An 18252-nucleotide genomic window follows, 5' to 3' on the forward strand; every position below is an offset into this window, starting at 1 on the left:
CCCAGAGCTATTTCTGTATATAAATAACTCTGGAGGGATTTAATAATTGTAATTATGGCTCTCGCTTTTGCTTTGGCTGTTAGAGAATGACGTACTCGCAGATCCACTACCACTGATACTGGCTGACACGTGTGCAGCACTCATGGCACCGGCTGCAAGTTGTGCCGTGTATTGCCCCATGGCCTTCGCAGATTCCAGTGCAATATTGGCTTCCTGGATCGCCTTCTGCATTTTGGCTTCATATTCCTTGAGCTGCATTTCAGCAAAAGCAATATTGGTCCGGGTGTTCATATCAGCATAGCGTGATTGCATTTCGGCCTGGCTCACTTCCATACCTGCCGTCGCTCTCCACGCTTCCACTTCCGCACCAAAGGCCGCTGTGTTCTGCTGAACATCAGAAAGATTGGCTTGCAGTTCTGCCTTATACGCTTCCAGATCGGCCTGGTACTTGCCAATCCATACCCGAGCAGCTTCCATTTTTAACTGGATCTGTTTGCCCTTCACATCAGCTTTGGCTTGCACTGCCTGGACGGTGGACGCATAAGCACGTGCCTGGGTATCAAACATGCTTGCTTTGGTCGATTCTCCCCGGATCTGTGCTTCATAGGCTTCGACTTTCACCTTCTCGGCATTGATCTGTTCGCTATAGGCTTGAACGTCGGCACGATAGGCATCAAAACGATTCTTGATTACATCGGCACGTACTGATGCACCTTGAACCATGGCCTTGTAGATTTCCACATTGGAAAGTACCGCATCCATTTTTGGCACGATAGACCTGGACATACTGTTCGTTGATCTGGCCCACCGCAACTTGCGCATCAATAGCAGCCTTGTATGCAGTGAGCTTGGCAATGGCACCATCCAGTTTAATGCGGTAAACGTCAGAGAGGACCTTGAAGGATTCATTTTGCGCATTAAACAAAGAGATCTGCGCATTGAATACGTTCATCTGGCTTTCTGCGTTATATCTGGCCACTTCAAATAAACGATTAGCAACATTGTTAAAGATATTAACTGTCAGCTGTTCCAGTGCCATGCCTTGCTGCACCAAGAACCGTAGCTGCTCAATCTCCATACGTGATGCTTCAACCAGAATATCCCGATTGATTTCACTGGCCCGAAGTTGGCCCTGCTCTCGAATGGTGGCCACCTGCTTCACCAACATGCCAGGTGGCATGGTGAAGTTACGTGCCGACCAGTCGTTCATGGCTTCTTGGACTGCGCGTGTGGTTTCTCGGCTTTCGCGTGAACGTGCCCGGTTAAATAGAGCTTCTTCAATATCTTTTGGTAAGCCGGTACCGCCCTTCTGGATTCCCTCTTTGATATATTCTGCTAGGACTTCCAGTGTTTCAGATTCATATTCCGGCTCAGACCAGTTGATAAAAACCTCGGGAACCGTAATGTCTGAAATGGAAGGTGGCTCACCATTAAAGTCCGGCAATTCAGGAAATTCAAATTCAGGAATATCGATGGTCTTGAGTTGATCCATTTCTGGTAAATCCAGATCAGGTGCATCCGGCATTTCAATTTCGGTATCGAAGTCAGGACGTGCCGGCATTTCAATATTTGCAATACCAGGCAAGCTAGGGAGTTCAATGGTTGGCATGACCGGTGCATCCGGCATATTCAGATCGTCCAGATCTAGCTCATTCAGCAGATTTTCAATGCTTTTAAATTCTGGCAGCTGCGGTTTATCCAGATCTTTTGCTTCAAAAACTGGCGCATTGGACAGATCAATATTTGGTACCGGTGTTTCAGGCACATCCATGCGTTGTGGTGGATCAATCTGAGTAACGGTCACTTCTTTGATGCCGCTTAGAGCTTCTGATAATTCCTTGCGGTAGCGCGTAGAAACATTATCTAGCTTGTCCATCTGGTCCATTACCGTAGTCATGGCTGCATCCATGATGCCGTCAGGTGCCACACTTGAAGTGGTGCTCATTAAATTCTCCTTGCTGTTTTGGTGAAATCAAGCGACAAGGCATTGATCTTGGCGGATCTTGCCGCAATCGAAATCCCAAAAGCAAAATGACGACCACGTAAACCGCGCCCAAACAGCACCCGGCCATTGGTTAAATGCTCTGCTTGCTCATCTGGTAGCACATAGGTATAGGTAGAAGGCTTGCCGCTTTGCGTTGTTGTGACCGAGATATTCAGCTGCTTGTCGGTACCGGACATTTCGTATTCCAGAAATGCGGCTGTTGGATGAACTAGAGTTTCACCAAAATCAAGTTTACCGGTTTGAATAAGTCCATGAATTGAGTGCTGGGGCTTGTCCATCAGGTAAACGCCATTGGCATTCCATCCATACAGCTTGTCATTAATCACGGCCAGTCCATCAAAAGCAAACGGCATGTAGCGGCTCATGGCCCAGGTATCGGTATTGGCAGTCCATGCCTGGCCATATTCTTTGCTGTCCTTGATCTGGTCATATAAAGAAAAATAATCGATGCTGTCTGTACGTGCCGTCAGCAAGGATTGGGTAGCATCACCCAGGCGAATAGAATCCACCGCATGACTGGCAAGCTGCACACTGGATAGATCTTCATCCCCCAGGACAAGCGAATCGATGCTATAGGCTTTGCTATACAGTTTCGACGTGGTGAAATCACCTAATAGAATGCTGTCGGTCAGCTGCTCTACATAAACGCTGTTGGCTGTATCACTCAGCTTGAATTGATCACTCACGTGAACAGTGACTAAACGCTGTCCGGTGATCGTATCGGCCAGGTTAAAGCTGTCGTTGCTGTTGTTTCGGGTAATGCTAAATACTGCATCATCCAAACTCAGCTGATCTTCTACCAGGTCGGAAAACTGCAGACGTGCCACATCAGTCAACCGGATCCAGTCATTGAGATAACTGGTCGACGTTTTTTGCCCGGACACGCTATCTGATAGCGTGAAATGATCATAGGTATTGAGGATAGTGCTATCACCAAAGCTATCAGACAAGGTGAATTGATCATGATGCTGAACGGTGATGGTAGATTGGGTTGAATCGATCAGGCGCAATACTTCATTGGCATTGGTTGCCTTGACAATGATCCAGGTGGAATCTGATAACCTGAGTGTATCTAAGGCATCATCACGATACTCACTCATTGATTACTCCAAAAAAATAGTGATGGGTTGAGTGATTCGCAAAGCGCGTATGTCCCCAAAATTTACGCCGACCTGCACTACCACCTTCATCGGATATATTCACATAACTGGAATCACCGAACATAACCCTACAGCAATCACGTTGGAAGTAGACCAGGCCACCGGCACCGTCATCCTGGGGAGAAAAATCAAAGTACCATCGTGCCGGGACATTACGGTGTATTGTTAGGGATCCGACGTGTGCTGCAGTCAATCCGACATAACCACTGGTTTTGTTGGCCACTTCATTCTTACTGGAATAAGGCTCCATGTGTGGTGATTCACCACCAATCAAAACGCCACCGGCATGATGACCACCAGAAGCCCTATCGGTATAAGGTGAACAGATCGCACTTACATCGATATAACCACTGCCTACGCCAAACCAATCGCCCTGGTCAGCAAAGTCACTTATATTGGTTGGGTTATATTGCTTGTTGTAGACATAGACATAATCCCCGGTTTTAGGTGTCGGCTTGCCTTTACCGGATCCACCGATATAGTGGAAGATTGGATCATAGGTCCATAAGTCATATCTGGTTGGATCACCGATGGCATGTTTTTCATGTTCCTCGGTAGTGACTTCGGATCCTGTTGTTTCCTGATAGGCATATAGGATGGCATCACGGTTAAAGTTCGGCACACAAACGGCACTACTTAGACTGTTACCACTGATTGTCTTGGTTGTGATTTCATGTTTGTAGTAACGCGCCCGGTACAGTGCGCCATGCGAAAAAAGTAAATTCGGTGTTTTAAAAGCCGGGTTTCCATAGCCCATGTCAATGCCCTTGATATGAGTATAGATTGAGCTGCTTTCCAGTTCACTACGGTCATCAAAATCAGAAGTATAAAGATTGCCGGCAATACCTGTTGGACTAGTGGTTTCGGTTTTCTCCCATTGCCCCACAATCATAATGTCCTCGAAGGTGGATTCTTCTGCTTTATTGAATTGCATCGGTTCATAAAAGTATTTAATGACCTTGAGCTGATCCTCGACATAACAGCCGAACACCACTACATCACAGGCAATGGTATTGGTTGGACGATCTTTGCGTTCCGGTGCCGGGCAACTAAATGATGCACAGCCTTCGCCAGTGAGGGCCGGAAATTTTAAGGCATTGATTGAGTAGAAATCATTGATTACTGGAATTTCAGCCAGGCCACTTCCAACCCGGGTCAGGGATCCACCATGCGCAGCAATCGGCTCTGCCGTGTAGTTATCCCAATAATCAAACTCTCGCTGACTGCCTGAATCGCTTGGGATATAGCTGCTTGCACGTTCCTGAATTTCTTCCGGCTTGGCATTCTTGATCTTGTAGATAATGGCCCGGTCATAGGCATCACTTGCATCAAGCAGCTTATACAGATCCGAGATATATTTAAAAACATTACTGGAATTGGTGCTACCTGGTTTTATCCATCCGTGATCCTGGACAGGTGACAGACTTAACCGCAGCTTATAGGAAAGAAATTCGACACGGCCACCGGTCATCTGGTAGCAGGTATTGAACCCTTCATCACCACGGCTATTCATGGACCAACTGGCCGCATCATAGACCGGCATGTGTTGGTAAAAATCCCCGGCATCACATACCTTGATAATTACACCGGCTCTGATCCAGGCTTGAAAGGCGCGTCCTTCCGGGAAGGTTTCCCCACTTGGCATCCCTCCAAAACGGTCCAGGATTTTCAGGATCTCATCATCCTGGACCTGGATCATGTATTCTCGAAATGCTTCTGTTGTGGTGGCAGGGATAACCGGTAAAGGCATGGCATATACGCCACCTGCACTAATCCGTACTAACCAGGGCTTGCCGCTGCGGTCAAAGGACACCACATCATTTTTTGACTGTTTGTAGTCATACTGGATATGGCCTTCTTCATGCGGATATCCGGTATAGCCTGGCAAGGCGCGTTTAGATAACTGTGCTTCAACCTTCTCAGCCACATCAGCCGGCAAAGTCAAAATGCTGTTTTCAATTGAATCATCCGGAAATTCCGGATTGTTGGGTTTACCATAACCGGTCACGATCTGGACCACTTCACCCATTGCACCGCTATACCAGGACGGCTTTAGACGTACATATTGCGTATGCTTGAAGTAATCCCCTTTAATCAAAGGCTCAAAATATTTAAATGCCGGTGGGTATTCCACTACAAAACGATTCAGGTTGATGCGCTCAGGTACCCGGATGCTGCCGTATTGGGATAAGCGACGACGTGTTTGTAGGCTCAAATGTAGTGGCAGGTAGTTTTCATCGATGCTAAACGTCAGCTTTTCAAATACACCACTAAACAGCATGGGAATTTTGCCATGCGCAATGCCATCGATAGGCCGCTTTTTATCGTCAGGATCTTTCTTTTTAATAATGGCTTTGAGTAAACCGCCCATGTGCTGCACGATGACATAACCGCCATCGGGCAGATCACGGACCAGGCGCAAACTTTCAACCTGGTAAACGGTGCGATTGTTGGAAAGTTGACGTAAGAGTGTACCGACAAAGCTGCTATCGCGTTCTGTCGGTTCATCCCCATCAATCAATAATCCATAAGGCTCAGGACTGTGCATAAGGCTTACGATGTAGCAGTGATACGATAGCCAATATCAAATACATCACCGTTCTGGAATACACGTGTAGCCGGGTATTTGGTTGCAGATAACAGCACACCTGTTGTGCCACCACGTTGGTTGTTGGTCAGCAGGGCCACACCAGTCACGTTCAGCTGTGAAGTGGTAGCAATGGTGACACGCGCCACGTTGCTGAAATTGTCAATAAACTTGTCTGCATCCGCATTGGTCGGGATGAACTCAGGACGTGTGGCATTGGTGTAACCCTCAGTCAATGACACGATCTCATTGGCTGTTGCGGCAAAATTGGCAGCGGTCCAGTTATCTGCCGGTGCCGCTGCTCCACTGAATAACGCCAGGTAAGATCCGGCAGGTTTTGCCTTGCTGCCAATGGCTACATTCAGCACGTGCACCAGGGCTTCTTTTGGGATTAAGTTTTTGGTGAAGGTCGCTTCGCCACCGTTCACCCGGTCCATGTATTCCCCACTCAGCATGAAACCATGCTTAGGGAAAAAAATGCCTTCTTCGGTTTCGTCAAAAAGCTCATTACGCGCATCTTTCAGCAACACCTGTTGTAGCTTGTGATCCATGAGGAATCCTTTTGTATATTAAATAAAATTTAATTTACAACCGACACCAAACGATCAGCAAACCCTACAAGCTGACAGGATTCAGCACTAATACCCTTGATTGACTTGTATTGCAGTTCAACCAATTGGCCATCTGTAGTACCGGCCACAAATCCATTTTCAGCCAACCATACCGCACACCAAGTTCCGCCTTGGGAAAGCTCCTTGATCATATCGCTATGCAGTAAGGTACTGCTGCCATACATCGGAGCACGTGAAGCCTTGCGCTCAATACTCATGGACCGTACATCCTGGCCACGCAAAAACGCTACATGATCTGCCAGGCCCACCCAAATACCACCGTCCACTGGTTCAATAAACCGGATCCGTTGCGGAAACTGGATAAAGTTATAACGCTCGTCAGTCAGGTGATAAGACATGGCTTCGGAAAAATACAGCACATTGGAACGTACAGCCCACAACCGGCCACGCCACTCACGCAGAAAGTTGCCGGTTTTCATCGGTGATAGATACTGAAACTGTGCCGCACGTCCAAGTTCAGGAAGATTTGCAATCAAGACGGACCTTGTTGCAATGTTTAATTCTATGGCTTGTTGCAATTCACCACCACCAGGCTCAGTCATATATACCCGGACATGACTGACATTGGGATCAAGACACATCGGGAATTGCAGATTGATTGAGCTATTCTTGGATAAACTCACCTGATCAATTTCAGACAGTGCTGATTCCAGACCATTCGCCACCCAGGAAATAGCCAGACTGTAATCACTTGCAGGTAAACTGCCATCACCGGCATCTGTTGCATTTGGCTTGGCCGGTGTATCGATAGTTAATCGCTTGGCCTGGCTTCCATCATAGACAAACAAACCTTCATCACAGGCCATGCAGATCATGTTATTAAGCACAATATGAAATACATCACCTGGGCCGCATTCAATCAATTGCTCAATCTGCCAGGTTTCAGTATCTACTTTGCACCAGTAGCTCCCCAAAGCAGCAAAACAGTCCTTGTGTAGCGGTGATTGCCATAAACAGCGCAATGCCTGATCTGTGGCCAGTTTCATTTCCTGGCGAAGTTCAGCTCGTCCGGCACTGGTAAAGTTGATATTTATTGCATCCCGGACAAACAGACTGGCTGAATCGCCAAACTGTTCCAATTCCTCATCTTCACGGACATTATCCATGCCACGAAAGCGAGGTAGTTTTTTTTGCGGCATTAAAATGCTCCTTTCCTAAACTGGTCTGAATTGCCGTCAGGACGAATATAGTGAACGGCGTACTTCACATTAGACGCATTTGAGCGCAAAGCATCAAAGCCTACAGGCTTGATCGTTTGTGCCGGTATCACAGCACCGCCCTGGCCACGTTCTACGCGCATACGCTCTTTAAATTGGGTCGGATCGTATCCAATCACTGTAGCTTCAAATCCTTGTACCTGAATATCACGCACCTTTAAGCCAATATAGGTGGTCCCAAATTTTTCCATTAAGGTGCCGACTGGTATCGTTGGACGACGTGGGCCGACATGCAAACTCTGTGGCATATACAAGGTACCACCACGCGAGGAACCCATAGCCAGTGTGTTATATCCGCTTGGCTTGATGGTACGGTGGAAAAACTCCACTACCGGACGGCCATACAGACTGGCACTCAATCCAGGGGGACGCAGCTGCACATTCTTTTCTTTGGCCAAGGTAATGCCTGGTCGACCAAATACTGTAAAGAGGTTGTTAGGTTGGCTTTTAATTTCCTGTGTACCATCACCTATGTTATGCCAACCAAATCGATATGCCTGGATGCCTTTCACCTCAAGATAGCGTCTTTTTAGCTCTACTCTTGGCGTACCGTAGTCATTTCTAGGCCAAATCCCTTGCACATTCAGATAGGGATTATGAATCCAGACACGTGCACGACCAAATACTTCACCAGGCTTACGGTAGCCACTGTCACTATTGACCGCATGTAAATTAGCTTGAGGGTGATTTCTTTTAGCCTGCTCGGTTGCTTCGAGTACCGCATAAATGGTGTGTGGTGACAGTCGTGGCCTACCCATCGCAATCAGGTTATTAATTCCCTCATTAATGCTAATGGTCCGTCTGGCTAACTGAACCATTGGTGTTCCCAATTCCTTATCGAGCTTGATGCCGTTTTCCATCAGAATGCCATTGGAATAAACATCTGCAGTACCGAACAGCTTTGCATCAAAACCTTGTGGACGAATGACGTTAGTTCTCAGGCTTGCACGTGGCACCTGATCAAATGGAATACCGATCCCATGGCCATCCTTGATCACACTGGTATCATCGTCGCTATCTTCACCGCGATTCTCGACGTTATTCAGGAAAATATATTGAGTGGATAGCGGTGGGCTTGCTGTGCCGCGAACACGTAAAGCACCGATGGCACCGGCCACAAAGCTGTTTACGTTCAGTTTGCGGTTACGATCTGCAATGATCGGCTTGCCAAACAGCTGCGCATTATCCCCAAACGTATCCACATTTCGCCATTGTGTACGAATCGCTGCCTGGCCAAATTCCTCTGCATTGCGACCCCGGGTTTTTACTTCGGGTGTGACATTGCGTAAGGACGGATCACCAAATAAATCTCTTAAATACCATCTCGGTGTAATCACCTTCCTGTGAATACTCAGTGATGGCACACCCACCTGGGCAAAGTCATTAGATAGGGTTTCCACATAGCGCGTATATAAATCCACCTTATGAATCGGGATATAGATTGGACCAATCGAATAGCGTGATTCAATCGATAGGCCGCGCTTTTTAAAGCTGATCATTGGCTGACCAAATGCCAGGCTTTCAAAATTACCGATCCGTGGGAAATAGCGACGTGTGTTGACAGCTGCAGCTGTACCCCATTTTTCAGTATCAAATCCTTTCGGCTTGATCACGAATGCCGCATTGTGTAAGTGCGTCCATCCCGAGATATATGGCGGCTCCATTCCTTCTAGGCGAATCGGACGCACACGATGAGAAATCCAGGCCGTACCCAAAGGACGTGCATCGATACCGCCTGGCTGCATCAAGGTCGCGTTATTACGCACCAGGGCACGACCAAATAAGGCCATGTTGCTACCGGTAATGCGTACTGTGCGATTGCGATTGATAATGCTCATCCATCCCTGCAACTTCGGTGGATTCAAATCGCTATCTACATCATAGGTCTGGATAATGTACTGACGAGAATTATAAACCGTGGTTTTACCCCAACGGTCTGCAGGTTGTTGGCCACCGGTGGCAAATCCTACTACAGACAAATACTCACGTGTTTTTTGCAGTCTGGCCGTACCAAATACAGAAGATGCAAAATTACTGGCCAGAATGCTCTGGCTTTCTGGAATGATCCGTGTACCAAACAAGGTCGCATCAAAGCCTTTCGCTTGGATATGCTGAGATCCACCAAGACGGTGGCCATATTGTTTCTGGTCCTCATAGATCGATGCAGGTGCAATAGACCGCACCCGGAACCATACCTGGTGTGCATTACCGTATCGGCTGTGATTGGAACCCTGTGCCAGTAGTTCACGCTGACCATGTGTGATGACTGGATCACCCAGGCGCATAGAGTTAAAGCCACCAACCGCAAGTTTACGCTTGGCCATCCCAATAGAAGGCTCACCCATAGCCATCATCATACGGCCAGAACTGACGATATAGCGCGTGTACAGCGTTAAGGTGGGCTGACCTAGATCAAGTGGCGCAATCGAACGTGGAGAGAGCTGTGGTGTTTTAGTGACTGTAGGACGACCAAAACTTAATAGGCTGAAACCAGGCGTATTAATTCGACGGATCCGTTCCGCGACCAGGGCATTACCAAAAGATGCACTATCGAATCCATCTGGTGCAAATGATGGCGTACCGTTATTGATAGATGCTGTACCAAACAGCGACGTATCAAAGCCTTTAAGCGGGTAATAACGTGCCGTGTTATCTACTTTGGTCCAGTCGGACAGTGGCGGTGCTTCAATGGATCCAGGCGCAACCTTAAAATTAAGATTGCGAATCTGAATATCACCAAAAATACCACCTGGAATTACACCGGTGATAGTAACCGTCTGCTTGGCATCAAAGATTTTCGCTGAACCAAACTCAGTCAGTTCACCAATACCTACGGTATAAAAGCGCGGACTGCGTGACACCCAAGCAGTACCATATTTTTCACTATTCCAACCTTTTGGGCTTGGGTTGCGCTGAACGTATGGACTACCCCATTGTGTCCCCAAAATACCACGGACGGTTAAAATCTGTGGTGATACGTTTGGCTTGGGTATAGTGGGTGCAGCAATACCGGTTAACTGAACCTTCTGGTCAGCTTTTGTATTGATAACCGCTAGATCACCAAATCGCAAAGCATGTAAGCCACCTGGTTGCACAAAGCGCACCCCACCTTGCATGTAGGCAGTACCAAAGACGTTACTCTCTATACCACGACCATTGAGTAGCACATATTTACGCAGGTTGTAGATCGTTGGGCGATCAAATATCGCAGCGTTAAAACCTACACCATAGACGTTTTTATGAAAGTTGATGATCGAAGGATTTGAAAATTTAGAGCTGTCAAAACTTTTAGGTGCAACGATTTGTTGTGCCAGTATAATACTGGCTTGACCGAAACGTAGTTGTGAAGAAACTCCAGAGGGTCTAAGTGTTACATTGCTCGACTTGGTTTTTAGCTGACCAAACTCAGGCGAATCAAATCCAATCGGTGTGACATATTGCACACTGATAGTTTGATCATCAAGATCAAAATGTACCGCCCAAGCGTCAGGAGGTGCATAACTGGTTTCAGGTAGATCGAAATCAACCTGATGTGGATTGAGCAAAGTTTCGGTCATGAATAAGCTCTTTATTTCACAATAAGTCGATCTTTGGTCCATGCCCCAGTTTCAGGGTCAAATACCGTAACAAAGCATTCCAAATTTACTGCAATATTTCTAAACTTATAGAAGCCTGATTTGTCTGTTTTGGACCTCCAAAGCAAGGTATTTGTTTCCTTTTTAAAACAAACAACTTCAAGGTTGGGTAGCCCAATACCACTCTTACGAACTCGCCCTTTAATTTGACCAAAGCCTTGATCTGCATTCAATGCAGTAATGATCGGACGCGGAAACTTCAACACCTTGTAGCCGAGCTGTTTCAACCTTGCATCATCAGCAACATAGTCCCCCCAAAAAACCCTGAAAATTTTAAGAGCCAATTTTAATTTCCTCTACAGGGATTGCATAAAATGCGTTATTTGTACCACCATTCGGTATGGTGTGCACGTAAACACTGCTATTCAGGTCAATATCGGTGGTTTTTAGTGGCAAACTATCTACAGCAACGTCTGGTGCGTTGGTTGAGGAATAACTACACAGATACATACCTCCGGCAACATACCCTAGTATCTGACCATTTTTTTGCAATATCAAAGGTATAGGCTTACACGTCGTTGTATTAAAATCATCTATGTCAGTGGGTAAAAATGAATCGTAAGCCACAGGGTTCTTGGCCACTGGCTGATCAGCCAATAGATTTGTTTCTTGGAAAATACATCGAAATTTTCCTAACATCATCCCGGATTGTGGACCAGTACCTTGATAGTTATAGCCGTTTGCTGTGGGATTACCATAAGTCGTGCCGCAAACCAACGGATAGTTGATAGTGTCGTAATTGAAAGCATGTGTAGGGAGGATGCCATTCATATATTGTGCGGCCCTTGTTCCTAAATTCCCAGGGATAGCCAAATGGTATTTACTGCCGATCAGTAAAGTTTTACCAAATTTAGTAAACCCTTGAGCCGCAGTATAGTTGTTGTATGTCGCCTCTGCTGTTAGTTGAAACTCCCAGGCAAAAGTGTCGTTAGGTACAGTTGCGGTCGCATACTGCGTCAAAGTATTTATATCTGTGATTGTACCTGCCGCAATATCAGCAGTATGACCAACACAAATACCGACTCTATTTCGGTAATTAGACACCGCTTGAAAAACTAAACGAACATATAGATCAGATTCATCTAAATTCTTCATTTTATAAAGATGAACATATGGTTGTTCATATAACAGATCCCAACCTAGTGGGGCAACTCTTGTGGTAAATCCACCTGTAATTGAAGTTGGTGCATCATCAAGCGTAAATGTCACTGTATTTGTCGCAACAGAATCAATCAAAAATTCACCGCCATTGATTGATGACAGTGCACCTGAGTCCACCTTCAAAACACGGTCTGCCACATAACCATGAACACCACCGTAGGTGAATGTGACTTGATTGCCAGAAACAGCAACACTATTAACTGTCTGCTCGTTATAGCCAAGTGACAGCATTTTTTTAAAGCGATCAGGAAATAGATTTTTTGAGCCTGAACAAAAATCTAAACCTGTATCCGAAAAATCAAATAATTTAGTTTGTGTTTGCTTCATCAATCAATTCCCCATAAATGGTTTCATTCTTCCAATAGCCTTTACCGTCATGCCATTTCTTGTATTCTTCAAAGAAAATAGATGCGTCCTTATTCAGTTCAGTAACACAAAAATCAACAATCCAGTCCATCACATTCTCATAAGACAGACCTGATCGCTCAATACAAAATGCCTGAAATTTAGGGATATGGATTAAAGCTTCCCATCGAACACCACTGGTATCCGATCCGAAAGCACTGTCATTAATTCCAATAACGCCTACGCCCTGGGTAGGTGGCTTTATGGTGGCTTGTCTGGCTGCTGCCATTTCCGCTTTGGTGCGCCGTTTGCGCTTTGGTTTATCGGGTGCTTGATCGGCCATTGAGGGAGAACTCCTAAACAATCTAAAAATGAACTGTGATTTACCGCCTGAAAATTCAAACGGTAAACGCAAGCCTTAAACCTTGAAGATTTTGTTTGTTCCGTTATCCCAGGTAACAATAATGTCACCACCATTCGGTGTGATCGGCAGACCGGTGGCCGTATCAATGAAGGCAATCAGCGGTGATGTTGCTTCTGTACCACTATCCACATAGATAATGATGGCTTCAATCGATGCACCTGATACCGCAGTGAAGGTAATATCTGCTGCATCCGCTGCACCACCAGTCGTGCTTTTTGCAGTCAAGGTCACTGGACCGGCAATACGTGCTGAGGTCGGAATATCGGACAAGTATTGGTGTACTGCGGTTTGTGCGGTATATGCTCCTGTATCCACCAGGATCACTTTGATTACGTCACTCATCCAGTTAATCTGCGCTTCAAGGAAACGCTGACGAGCAAAGTCGTATAGGGTATTCGCCATGGTAATTATCCAAATAATAAAAACATGGCTTTATGATGGGAAAGTAGGGCTAGATTCGACCAACCCTACACGGGCCTTAGGGGGTTATGGCCAGAAGGGTGTGACATGATGTTCAAAATCCTCTCGAACCTCACGACGTAAGTTGCTATCAGGCCGATCACCAAAGTAGTCAATAAACTTGGCTTCAGCAATTGCTGCCCGGTTTGGGTCCATAAACTCGGTATCTGGAATGCTGAATGCTTTATGCAATGCCCATTGCACCAAGTGTGCATGATGTGCCTGATTAATTTCAGGCTGATCCGTATCCTCTACCATATCAACAAGTGGTAAACGATAGCCTTCAATGATCAAGGTACCGTCTTGTTCAGGACGTGGTACCAGACGCAAACCTGTGTCAGATTGAATGGCATGCTCTGGATCACCGATTCTCGTACGCCAGTTGCTATGGTAGCGATGACTGAGTACTTCTTCAGAAGCCAGTTTGACTTCATACTCAAAATGGTCATGACCGAGGCTGAAGCGCAAATGCGTCAATTCATAGATACGCGGATCAAGCGGGTACTGTGCCTGCCCTGCTGTAATTTGAATACGGCAGATTGTGGCATCTTCCGCTTCATGCAAAAGACGGCCACGAATACAGGCCTCATGAACTGCGTCATTTAGCCATGCATCCACATCTTCATCACTGGTAAAGTATGGTTGTATCGAATCACCGGCTTCAACACGAAATCGACGACGCAGTTCTTTTAAGTCCATATTTAGATCGCTCCAAACTGACGTACTTTCTCAATCGCTTTGTCTTTCAGCTCATCGAGCTTGAATGAGTTCGGATTTACCTTTTCACCGTAGTTTGCTTCGATGTAATCCGTCACAGCCTTTTTGGTACCGAACTGCTTGATCGATTCAACCTCATTGAAAATTCGATCCTGTTCCTGCTTCAGCTTGTCCTGTTCAGCCTTTTGCTGTGCCAGAATTGCATCGGTATCATCCAGATCTTGTGCTACAGGTGCATCACCTGCTTCTACTTCTTTGAATTCAGGATGACTCAGGAACTGCTTGGCAAAGTTGCTTGGTACCGTACGCGGCTGACCACGATTAAATACCAGTTTGGTGCCGTACAAGTTATCTGTGAACTGGTCTTTCGGCCCGTCATAGACAATGGTCACGCCTGCTGTTTTAACTTGCGCTGCTGCCGCTGCACCAATTGATTGTGTCTTTTGAGCTGCCACCTGCAGCTGTAGTTTGACAAGTTCGCCATTCAATTCAGACACATCATCAGGATCTGGCAGGTCTTTAAGCAAAGTCACCACTGCTTTAAACAGATAGTCTTTGGTTTTCTGCTCTGCAGGTAACTGGTCATAAGGCAGGATGCAAGGATGGGTTTTCTTTTCCAGATCTTTTACTTCACCATAGGTCCAGCCATCTTGTTCTTTTTGGGCTAACCAAGATTCATGTGACTGTTCAGGTGTGGTATCTGGGTTTTCTAAATGCAGTTTTACACCATACTCAATACTTTTTTTCAGCTCATCTGATGTTTCTTCCCAAGGTAAATGAGACTGATCACCCAGTGATGCGGAATATGCCAGATTCATTCCATGTGCAATTGCTGCCAATAAAGCGATTTTCATAATGATTCCTCATGTGAAATATAAAAAAGGGATGGTGACTCGCTGAAAATCATCCATCCCATAAACTTCATGTTTTTATACTTTTACTTAACGCGGGCCAGTCAATTCACCAGACACCACAATCTTGATGTCCGATGCTTTGGCATTGGCCGCACCACCAGTGGTGAGCGTTAAAATCGCAGGCTTTGGCAAAGTCACTAACTTGGTACCGGTTGCACGTAAACGTGCTGCAGTCGCCAGTGCACCACCGTTAATAAAGTACGCTGCATCCTGCGGTACTTCGCTTGAGTCCACACCATCAGCATATTTAAAGCCCAGTGAACCAGTCACAGCTTCGGTCATCGCCGTATTGATAAGCACCTGTGCATCATCCAGTCGGAAGCCTACTGGCAATAAACCCAACTCGATTACATCACCTGAAGCCACTGCCACATCGGAATTGGAATCCAATACTGCACCTGCCGCATTGGTAGCCAATGAGAAAACAAAGGCTGTCACGTTGCCGTATGGCACTGCACCACCGAAGCGATTCGCAAATCCGCTTTTACGTTTAATTGTCGCCATGAGTTAAATACTCCTAAAATTTGACGGAGGGCCGATCACTCAGCCCTGTTTCAGCCTTAGCCTTGGATTTTCACTACGGTATCGACTGCAATCACACCATGATCGGTGTACTGCATGTTGCTACCATCACCATCCACATCGACATCAAAGCGGATTTTCTTCACGCCACGAATTGTTCCGATCAAAAGCTCGGCCTTATCGCCATGATCCAGATCACCCTTTTCAGACCAGAAGTACGGCACACCTGAGGTTTTATGCGCAGCAAATGCTTCTGCCAATGCCTGGCCACCCAAGATGATTGAACGATCCACTGCATGCGTTTTACCAAAGCTTGCAGGTACAAGCGCTGACGCTTCTGTCTCAGAGGTATGGCTCGTTGCATACTTGATTGCATTACCCGCAAAGAAGCGAATTGCGTGAGACATTTTGCGGATCAGGAAGCCATTCCAGATACCCACATCACCACGGAACAACGGATGCAACTTGGCATTCGATGCACGTGCTACTGCATCAGCCTGGAACTGACGGAAAGTAGGCTGTTTTGAAAACCAGTTGTACTGTGCTGGAGATACCAGCCATACGCGAAGTGGTGAATCTTCTGCACCGTCATCGCCTTCGACCTTGATACAAGGTGGCGGTAGGATCATGTCATCCAGCACCTGCTTCATTGAATCCACAGTGTCCAGTGTGAACAGGTCTGTAGTTGCCAGAGATGCTTCACCAGCATTGGTGGTAAATGATTTAACGCCTTGGCCATCGACCATGAAGTGACGGTTTTTGGTTGGTGCCAGGACCTTGTTCACCATAATTTTGGCAAACTTCGGATCTTCTTCGGTTGGAATTGGCCATTCCACGTTTTTAACGAAACCACGTGCACCACACAGATGAACTAAAAGAGACATATCGCTATAGCGGTCCATCAGATCCTGTGCAATTGGACGGCCCATGCGACGGAAATCGACTGGTGAGCGGATCTGCGTCATCACATTACCCAGATCTACAGGGAAACGTGCCTGGTCTACACGCAGACGATCTTCAACGATCGACATGCCGACACCGCGACCTTCAGCATATTCACTACCCATGATCGGATAAGCGTTTACTGGCTGGATCAGGTTGTAGGTAACTTCATCACCCAGGCCTTTACCCAAATCTTGAACCCGTACAATCGGCATGTGCTTAGAGGTTTGTTTTTTAATGGTCGCTTCTGCACTGCCTTCACCTTTTGGCATTGGGCCAACCAGGTTGTTCAGGGTGCTTTTACGACGTAAGCTTTTTGCAAAGAGTCCAACGGACTGTTGCATCATATTGGTTTTATCGCCGTATGCGGCATGGGTTTTATCAGTCATGGTATTCTCCACTAACAAATTTATGCACGACGGCTCATGTACGCTTCGACTTGATCAGGGGACCAGTTCTCCATTTCTGCGAGAAGCTCAGGCCCACTCAAATTCGACAAACGTTCATCAGCGGATAATGCTGCAGGTGAACCTGCAGGTAGATCCGTCACGCTGTGCGGTACTTTGGATGGAGCGTTCTGTACAGCTTGCTTGGCTTTTTCCACCATGGCCTGTGTTGGCGCTGGTGTATCAACCTTTGGACTGACATTGTTTTGGGACTTGTACAAACTTAAGAGTTCAACCACCTGCTCTGCATTGCCATTGTTCAATACGTCGTCATAAGCACCACGGATAAAACTTGGCTGTGCATCTTTCCATGACTGAAATTCTTGCGATTCTGCAATCGAGTCATAGTCAGGATGTTGTGCTTCGATATAAGCAAAGTGTTGCTGCTCCGCACTCAGCTGTTGTTGCTGCTTAAACGGTGCAAGGGCTGCATCCATCATGCTCTGCACTTGTGCAGATACACGCTGACTCACGAGTGCTTCAACTCCTTTGGCAATCGCTTCTTCTGAGAAATCACCAAACAAAGCCATCACATCGGCATTGTTTCCACTTGCCTCAATGACTGCCTCTGCTACAGCTGCATTCTGCTGTGCGACCTGAGTGTTACCAGGTGTCTGCTGTGCTGCTAACTGTGCAGTGAGTTGTTCCACTTGCTGTTTATACTGCTGTAATTGTTCACGGGTTTCTTGCAGTCGCTCAAAAGGAATGGTGTGTTTTTTATCCTTCGCTAAGACCACAGAATTTTCCGCGTTTTCTTCAACTGGTGGCGTTGGTTCAGCGGCCGGTGGTGGTTCCACTGGTTCTGACGGAGCCGGTTCAGGTGAAGCTGTCCCTGCATCTGCTTTTACTTCTTCTGGTGTAGTGGCTGGCACACTACCTGTTTCTGCAGCTGGTTCTGCAGTCTCGCCAAATAGCGCAGCTTCTAATAAGCTTGCGCCCAGATTCTGTTGATCAGCATCCGCGTTAATGTCTGTCGTTAAATGCTCTGTATTACTCATGCCTTTCCTGCCACTTATCGCTGTAGCCGCATATAGGTGAAGTGCTGACTTTTAAGAGTCGCTTGCTGTCGATTGCTCAACGTAGGCT

16 protein-coding genes are annotated in these 18252 nt (G+C 46.6%); all 16 read right to left on the reverse strand.

Going from position 1 to position 18252, the window contains the following annotated elements; genetic code table 11:
- Positions 1 to 39: 39 nt before the first annotated feature.
- The gene (locus HADU_RS15820) at positions 40 to 771 is read right to left on the reverse strand and encodes a hypothetical protein (protein ID WP_227499328.1); all 732 of its coding nucleotides are present in this window, start codon (positions 769 to 771) and stop codon (positions 40 to 42) included.
- Complete coding sequence (locus HADU_RS03870) at positions 674 to 1945, reverse strand: hypothetical protein (protein WP_227499329.1); 1272 nt, start codon at positions 1943 to 1945, stop codon at positions 674 to 676. Before HADU_RS03870 ends, HADU_RS15820 begins: the two co-directional genes overlap by 98 nt.
- Positions 1945 to 3105: a hypothetical protein gene (locus tag HADU_RS03875; protein WP_008303759.1), complete on the reverse strand. Its 1161-nt coding sequence runs from the start codon at positions 3103 to 3105 to the stop codon at positions 1945 to 1947. The genes HADU_RS03870 and HADU_RS03875 overlap by 1 nt, the downstream gene beginning before the upstream one ends.
- A complete protein-coding gene (locus tag HADU_RS03880; RefSeq protein ID WP_008303761.1) occupies positions 3098 to 5713 on the reverse strand; it encodes a hypothetical protein in 2616 nt (871 codons plus the stop codon). Before HADU_RS03880 ends, HADU_RS03875 begins: the two co-directional genes overlap by 8 nt.
- A gap of 5 nt (positions 5714 to 5718) precedes the next feature.
- Complete coding sequence (locus HADU_RS03885; RefSeq protein ID WP_008303765.1) at positions 5719 to 6303, reverse strand: hypothetical protein; 585 nt, start codon at positions 6301 to 6303, stop codon at positions 5719 to 5721.
- A gap of 29 nt (positions 6304 to 6332) precedes the next feature.
- The gene (locus HADU_RS03890) at positions 6333 to 7523 is read right to left on the reverse strand and encodes a hypothetical protein (RefSeq protein ID WP_008303767.1); all 1191 of its coding nucleotides are present in this window, start codon (positions 7521 to 7523) and stop codon (positions 6333 to 6335) included.
- Complete coding sequence (locus tag HADU_RS03895; protein WP_008303768.1) at positions 7523 to 11158, reverse strand: hypothetical protein; 3636 nt, start codon at positions 11156 to 11158, stop codon at positions 7523 to 7525. The genes HADU_RS03890 and HADU_RS03895 overlap by 1 nt, the downstream gene beginning before the upstream one ends.
- An 11-nt stretch (positions 11159 to 11169) precedes the next feature.
- Positions 11170 to 11520 (reverse strand): carboxypeptidase regulatory-like domain-containing protein, encoded by a 351-nt coding sequence (locus HADU_RS03900; RefSeq protein WP_008303770.1) that lies wholly within the window; start codon positions 11518 to 11520, stop codon positions 11170 to 11172.
- A complete protein-coding gene (locus HADU_RS03905; protein ID WP_008303771.1) occupies positions 11510 to 12724 on the reverse strand; it encodes a hypothetical protein in 1215 nt (404 codons plus the stop codon). Before HADU_RS03905 ends, HADU_RS03900 begins: the two co-directional genes overlap by 11 nt.
- Positions 12705 to 13085 (reverse strand): hypothetical protein, encoded by a 381-nt coding sequence (locus tag HADU_RS03910; RefSeq protein ID WP_008303773.1) that lies wholly within the window; start codon positions 13083 to 13085, stop codon positions 12705 to 12707. Before HADU_RS03910 ends, HADU_RS03905 begins: the two co-directional genes overlap by 20 nt.
- A 75-nt stretch (positions 13086 to 13160) precedes the next feature.
- Entirely contained in the window at positions 13161 to 13568 is a 408-nt protein-coding gene (locus HADU_RS03915; protein ID WP_008303774.1) for a hypothetical protein, read from the reverse strand.
- An 84-nt stretch (positions 13569 to 13652) separates the two neighbouring features.
- Positions 13653 to 14324 (reverse strand): hypothetical protein, encoded by a 672-nt coding sequence (locus HADU_RS03920; RefSeq protein ID WP_008303776.1) that lies wholly within the window; start codon positions 14322 to 14324, stop codon positions 13653 to 13655.
- Positions 14325 to 14326: 2 nt separating this feature from the next.
- The gene (locus HADU_RS03925; RefSeq protein WP_008303777.1) at positions 14327 to 15196 is read right to left on the reverse strand and encodes a RyR domain-containing protein; all 870 of its coding nucleotides are present in this window, start codon (positions 15194 to 15196) and stop codon (positions 14327 to 14329) included.
- Positions 15197 to 15283: 87 nt separating this feature from the next.
- Positions 15284 to 15760: a hypothetical protein gene (locus HADU_RS03930; RefSeq protein WP_008303778.1), complete on the reverse strand. Its 477-nt coding sequence runs from the start codon at positions 15758 to 15760 to the stop codon at positions 15284 to 15286.
- Positions 15761 to 15816: 56 nt separating this feature from the next.
- Positions 15817 to 17109: a DUF4043 family protein gene (locus HADU_RS03935; protein ID WP_008303779.1), complete on the reverse strand. Its 1293-nt coding sequence runs from the start codon at positions 17107 to 17109 to the stop codon at positions 15817 to 15819.
- A 20-nt stretch (positions 17110 to 17129) separates the two neighbouring features.
- Positions 17130 to 18164, reverse strand: coding sequence for a hypothetical protein (locus HADU_RS03940; protein ID WP_008303780.1), 1035 nt, complete (start codon positions 18162 to 18164; stop codon positions 17130 to 17132).
- Positions 18165 to 18252 lie beyond the last annotated feature (88 nt).

Origin of the sequence: Acinetobacter sp. HA (assembly GCF_000264725.1) — a bacterium.
Classification (GTDB): Bacteria; Pseudomonadota; Gammaproteobacteria; order Pseudomonadales; family Moraxellaceae; genus Acinetobacter; species Acinetobacter schindleri.

What these genes read in the sequence shown, in the direction of transcription:
- HADU_RS03925 (WP_008303777.1), bottom strand. Translation starts at nt 15,196, where the DNA reads ATGAAAATCGCTTTATTGGCAGCAATTGCACATGGAATGAATCTGGCA.
- HADU_RS03870 (WP_227499329.1), bottom strand. Translation starts at nt 1,945, where the DNA reads ATGAGCACCACTTCAAGTGTGGCACCTGACGGCATCATGGATGCAGCC.
- HADU_RS03935 (WP_008303779.1), bottom strand. Translation starts at nt 17,109, where the DNA reads ATGACTGATAAAACCCATGCCGCATACGGCGATAAAACCAATATGATG.
- HADU_RS03940 (WP_008303780.1), bottom strand. Translation starts at nt 18,164, where the DNA reads ATGAGTAATACAGAGCATTTAACGACAGACATTAACGCGGATGCTGAT.
- HADU_RS03875 (WP_008303759.1), bottom strand. Translation starts at nt 3,105, where the DNA reads ATGAGTGAGTATCGTGATGATGCCTTAGATACACTCAGGTTATCAGAT.
- HADU_RS03885 (WP_008303765.1), bottom strand. Translation starts at nt 6,303, where the DNA reads ATGGATCACAAGCTACAACAGGTGTTGCTGAAAGATGCGCGTAATGAG.
- HADU_RS03890 (WP_008303767.1), bottom strand. Translation starts at nt 7,523, where the DNA reads ATGCCGCAAAAAAAACTACCTCGCTTTCGTGGCATGGATAATGTCCGT.
- HADU_RS03930 (WP_008303778.1), bottom strand. Translation starts at nt 15,760, where the DNA reads ATGGCGACAATTAAACGTAAAAGCGGATTTGCGAATCGCTTCGGTGGT.
- HADU_RS03880 (WP_008303761.1), bottom strand. Translation starts at nt 5,713, where the DNA reads ATGCACAGTCCTGAGCCTTATGGATTATTGATTGATGGGGATGAACCG.
- HADU_RS03915 (WP_008303774.1), bottom strand. Translation starts at nt 13,568, where the DNA reads ATGGCGAATACCCTATACGACTTTGCTCGTCAGCGTTTCCTTGAAGCG.
- HADU_RS03920 (WP_008303776.1), bottom strand. Translation starts at nt 14,324, where the DNA reads ATGGACTTAAAAGAACTGCGTCGTCGATTTCGTGTTGAAGCCGGTGAT.
- HADU_RS03895 (WP_008303768.1), bottom strand. Translation starts at nt 11,158, where the DNA reads ATGACCGAAACTTTGCTCAATCCACATCAGGTTGATTTCGATCTACCT.
- HADU_RS03905 (WP_008303771.1), bottom strand. Translation starts at nt 12,724, where the DNA reads ATGAAGCAAACACAAACTAAATTATTTGATTTTTCGGATACAGGTTTA.
- HADU_RS03910 (WP_008303773.1), bottom strand. Translation starts at nt 13,085, where the DNA reads ATGGCCGATCAAGCACCCGATAAACCAAAGCGCAAACGGCGCACCAAA.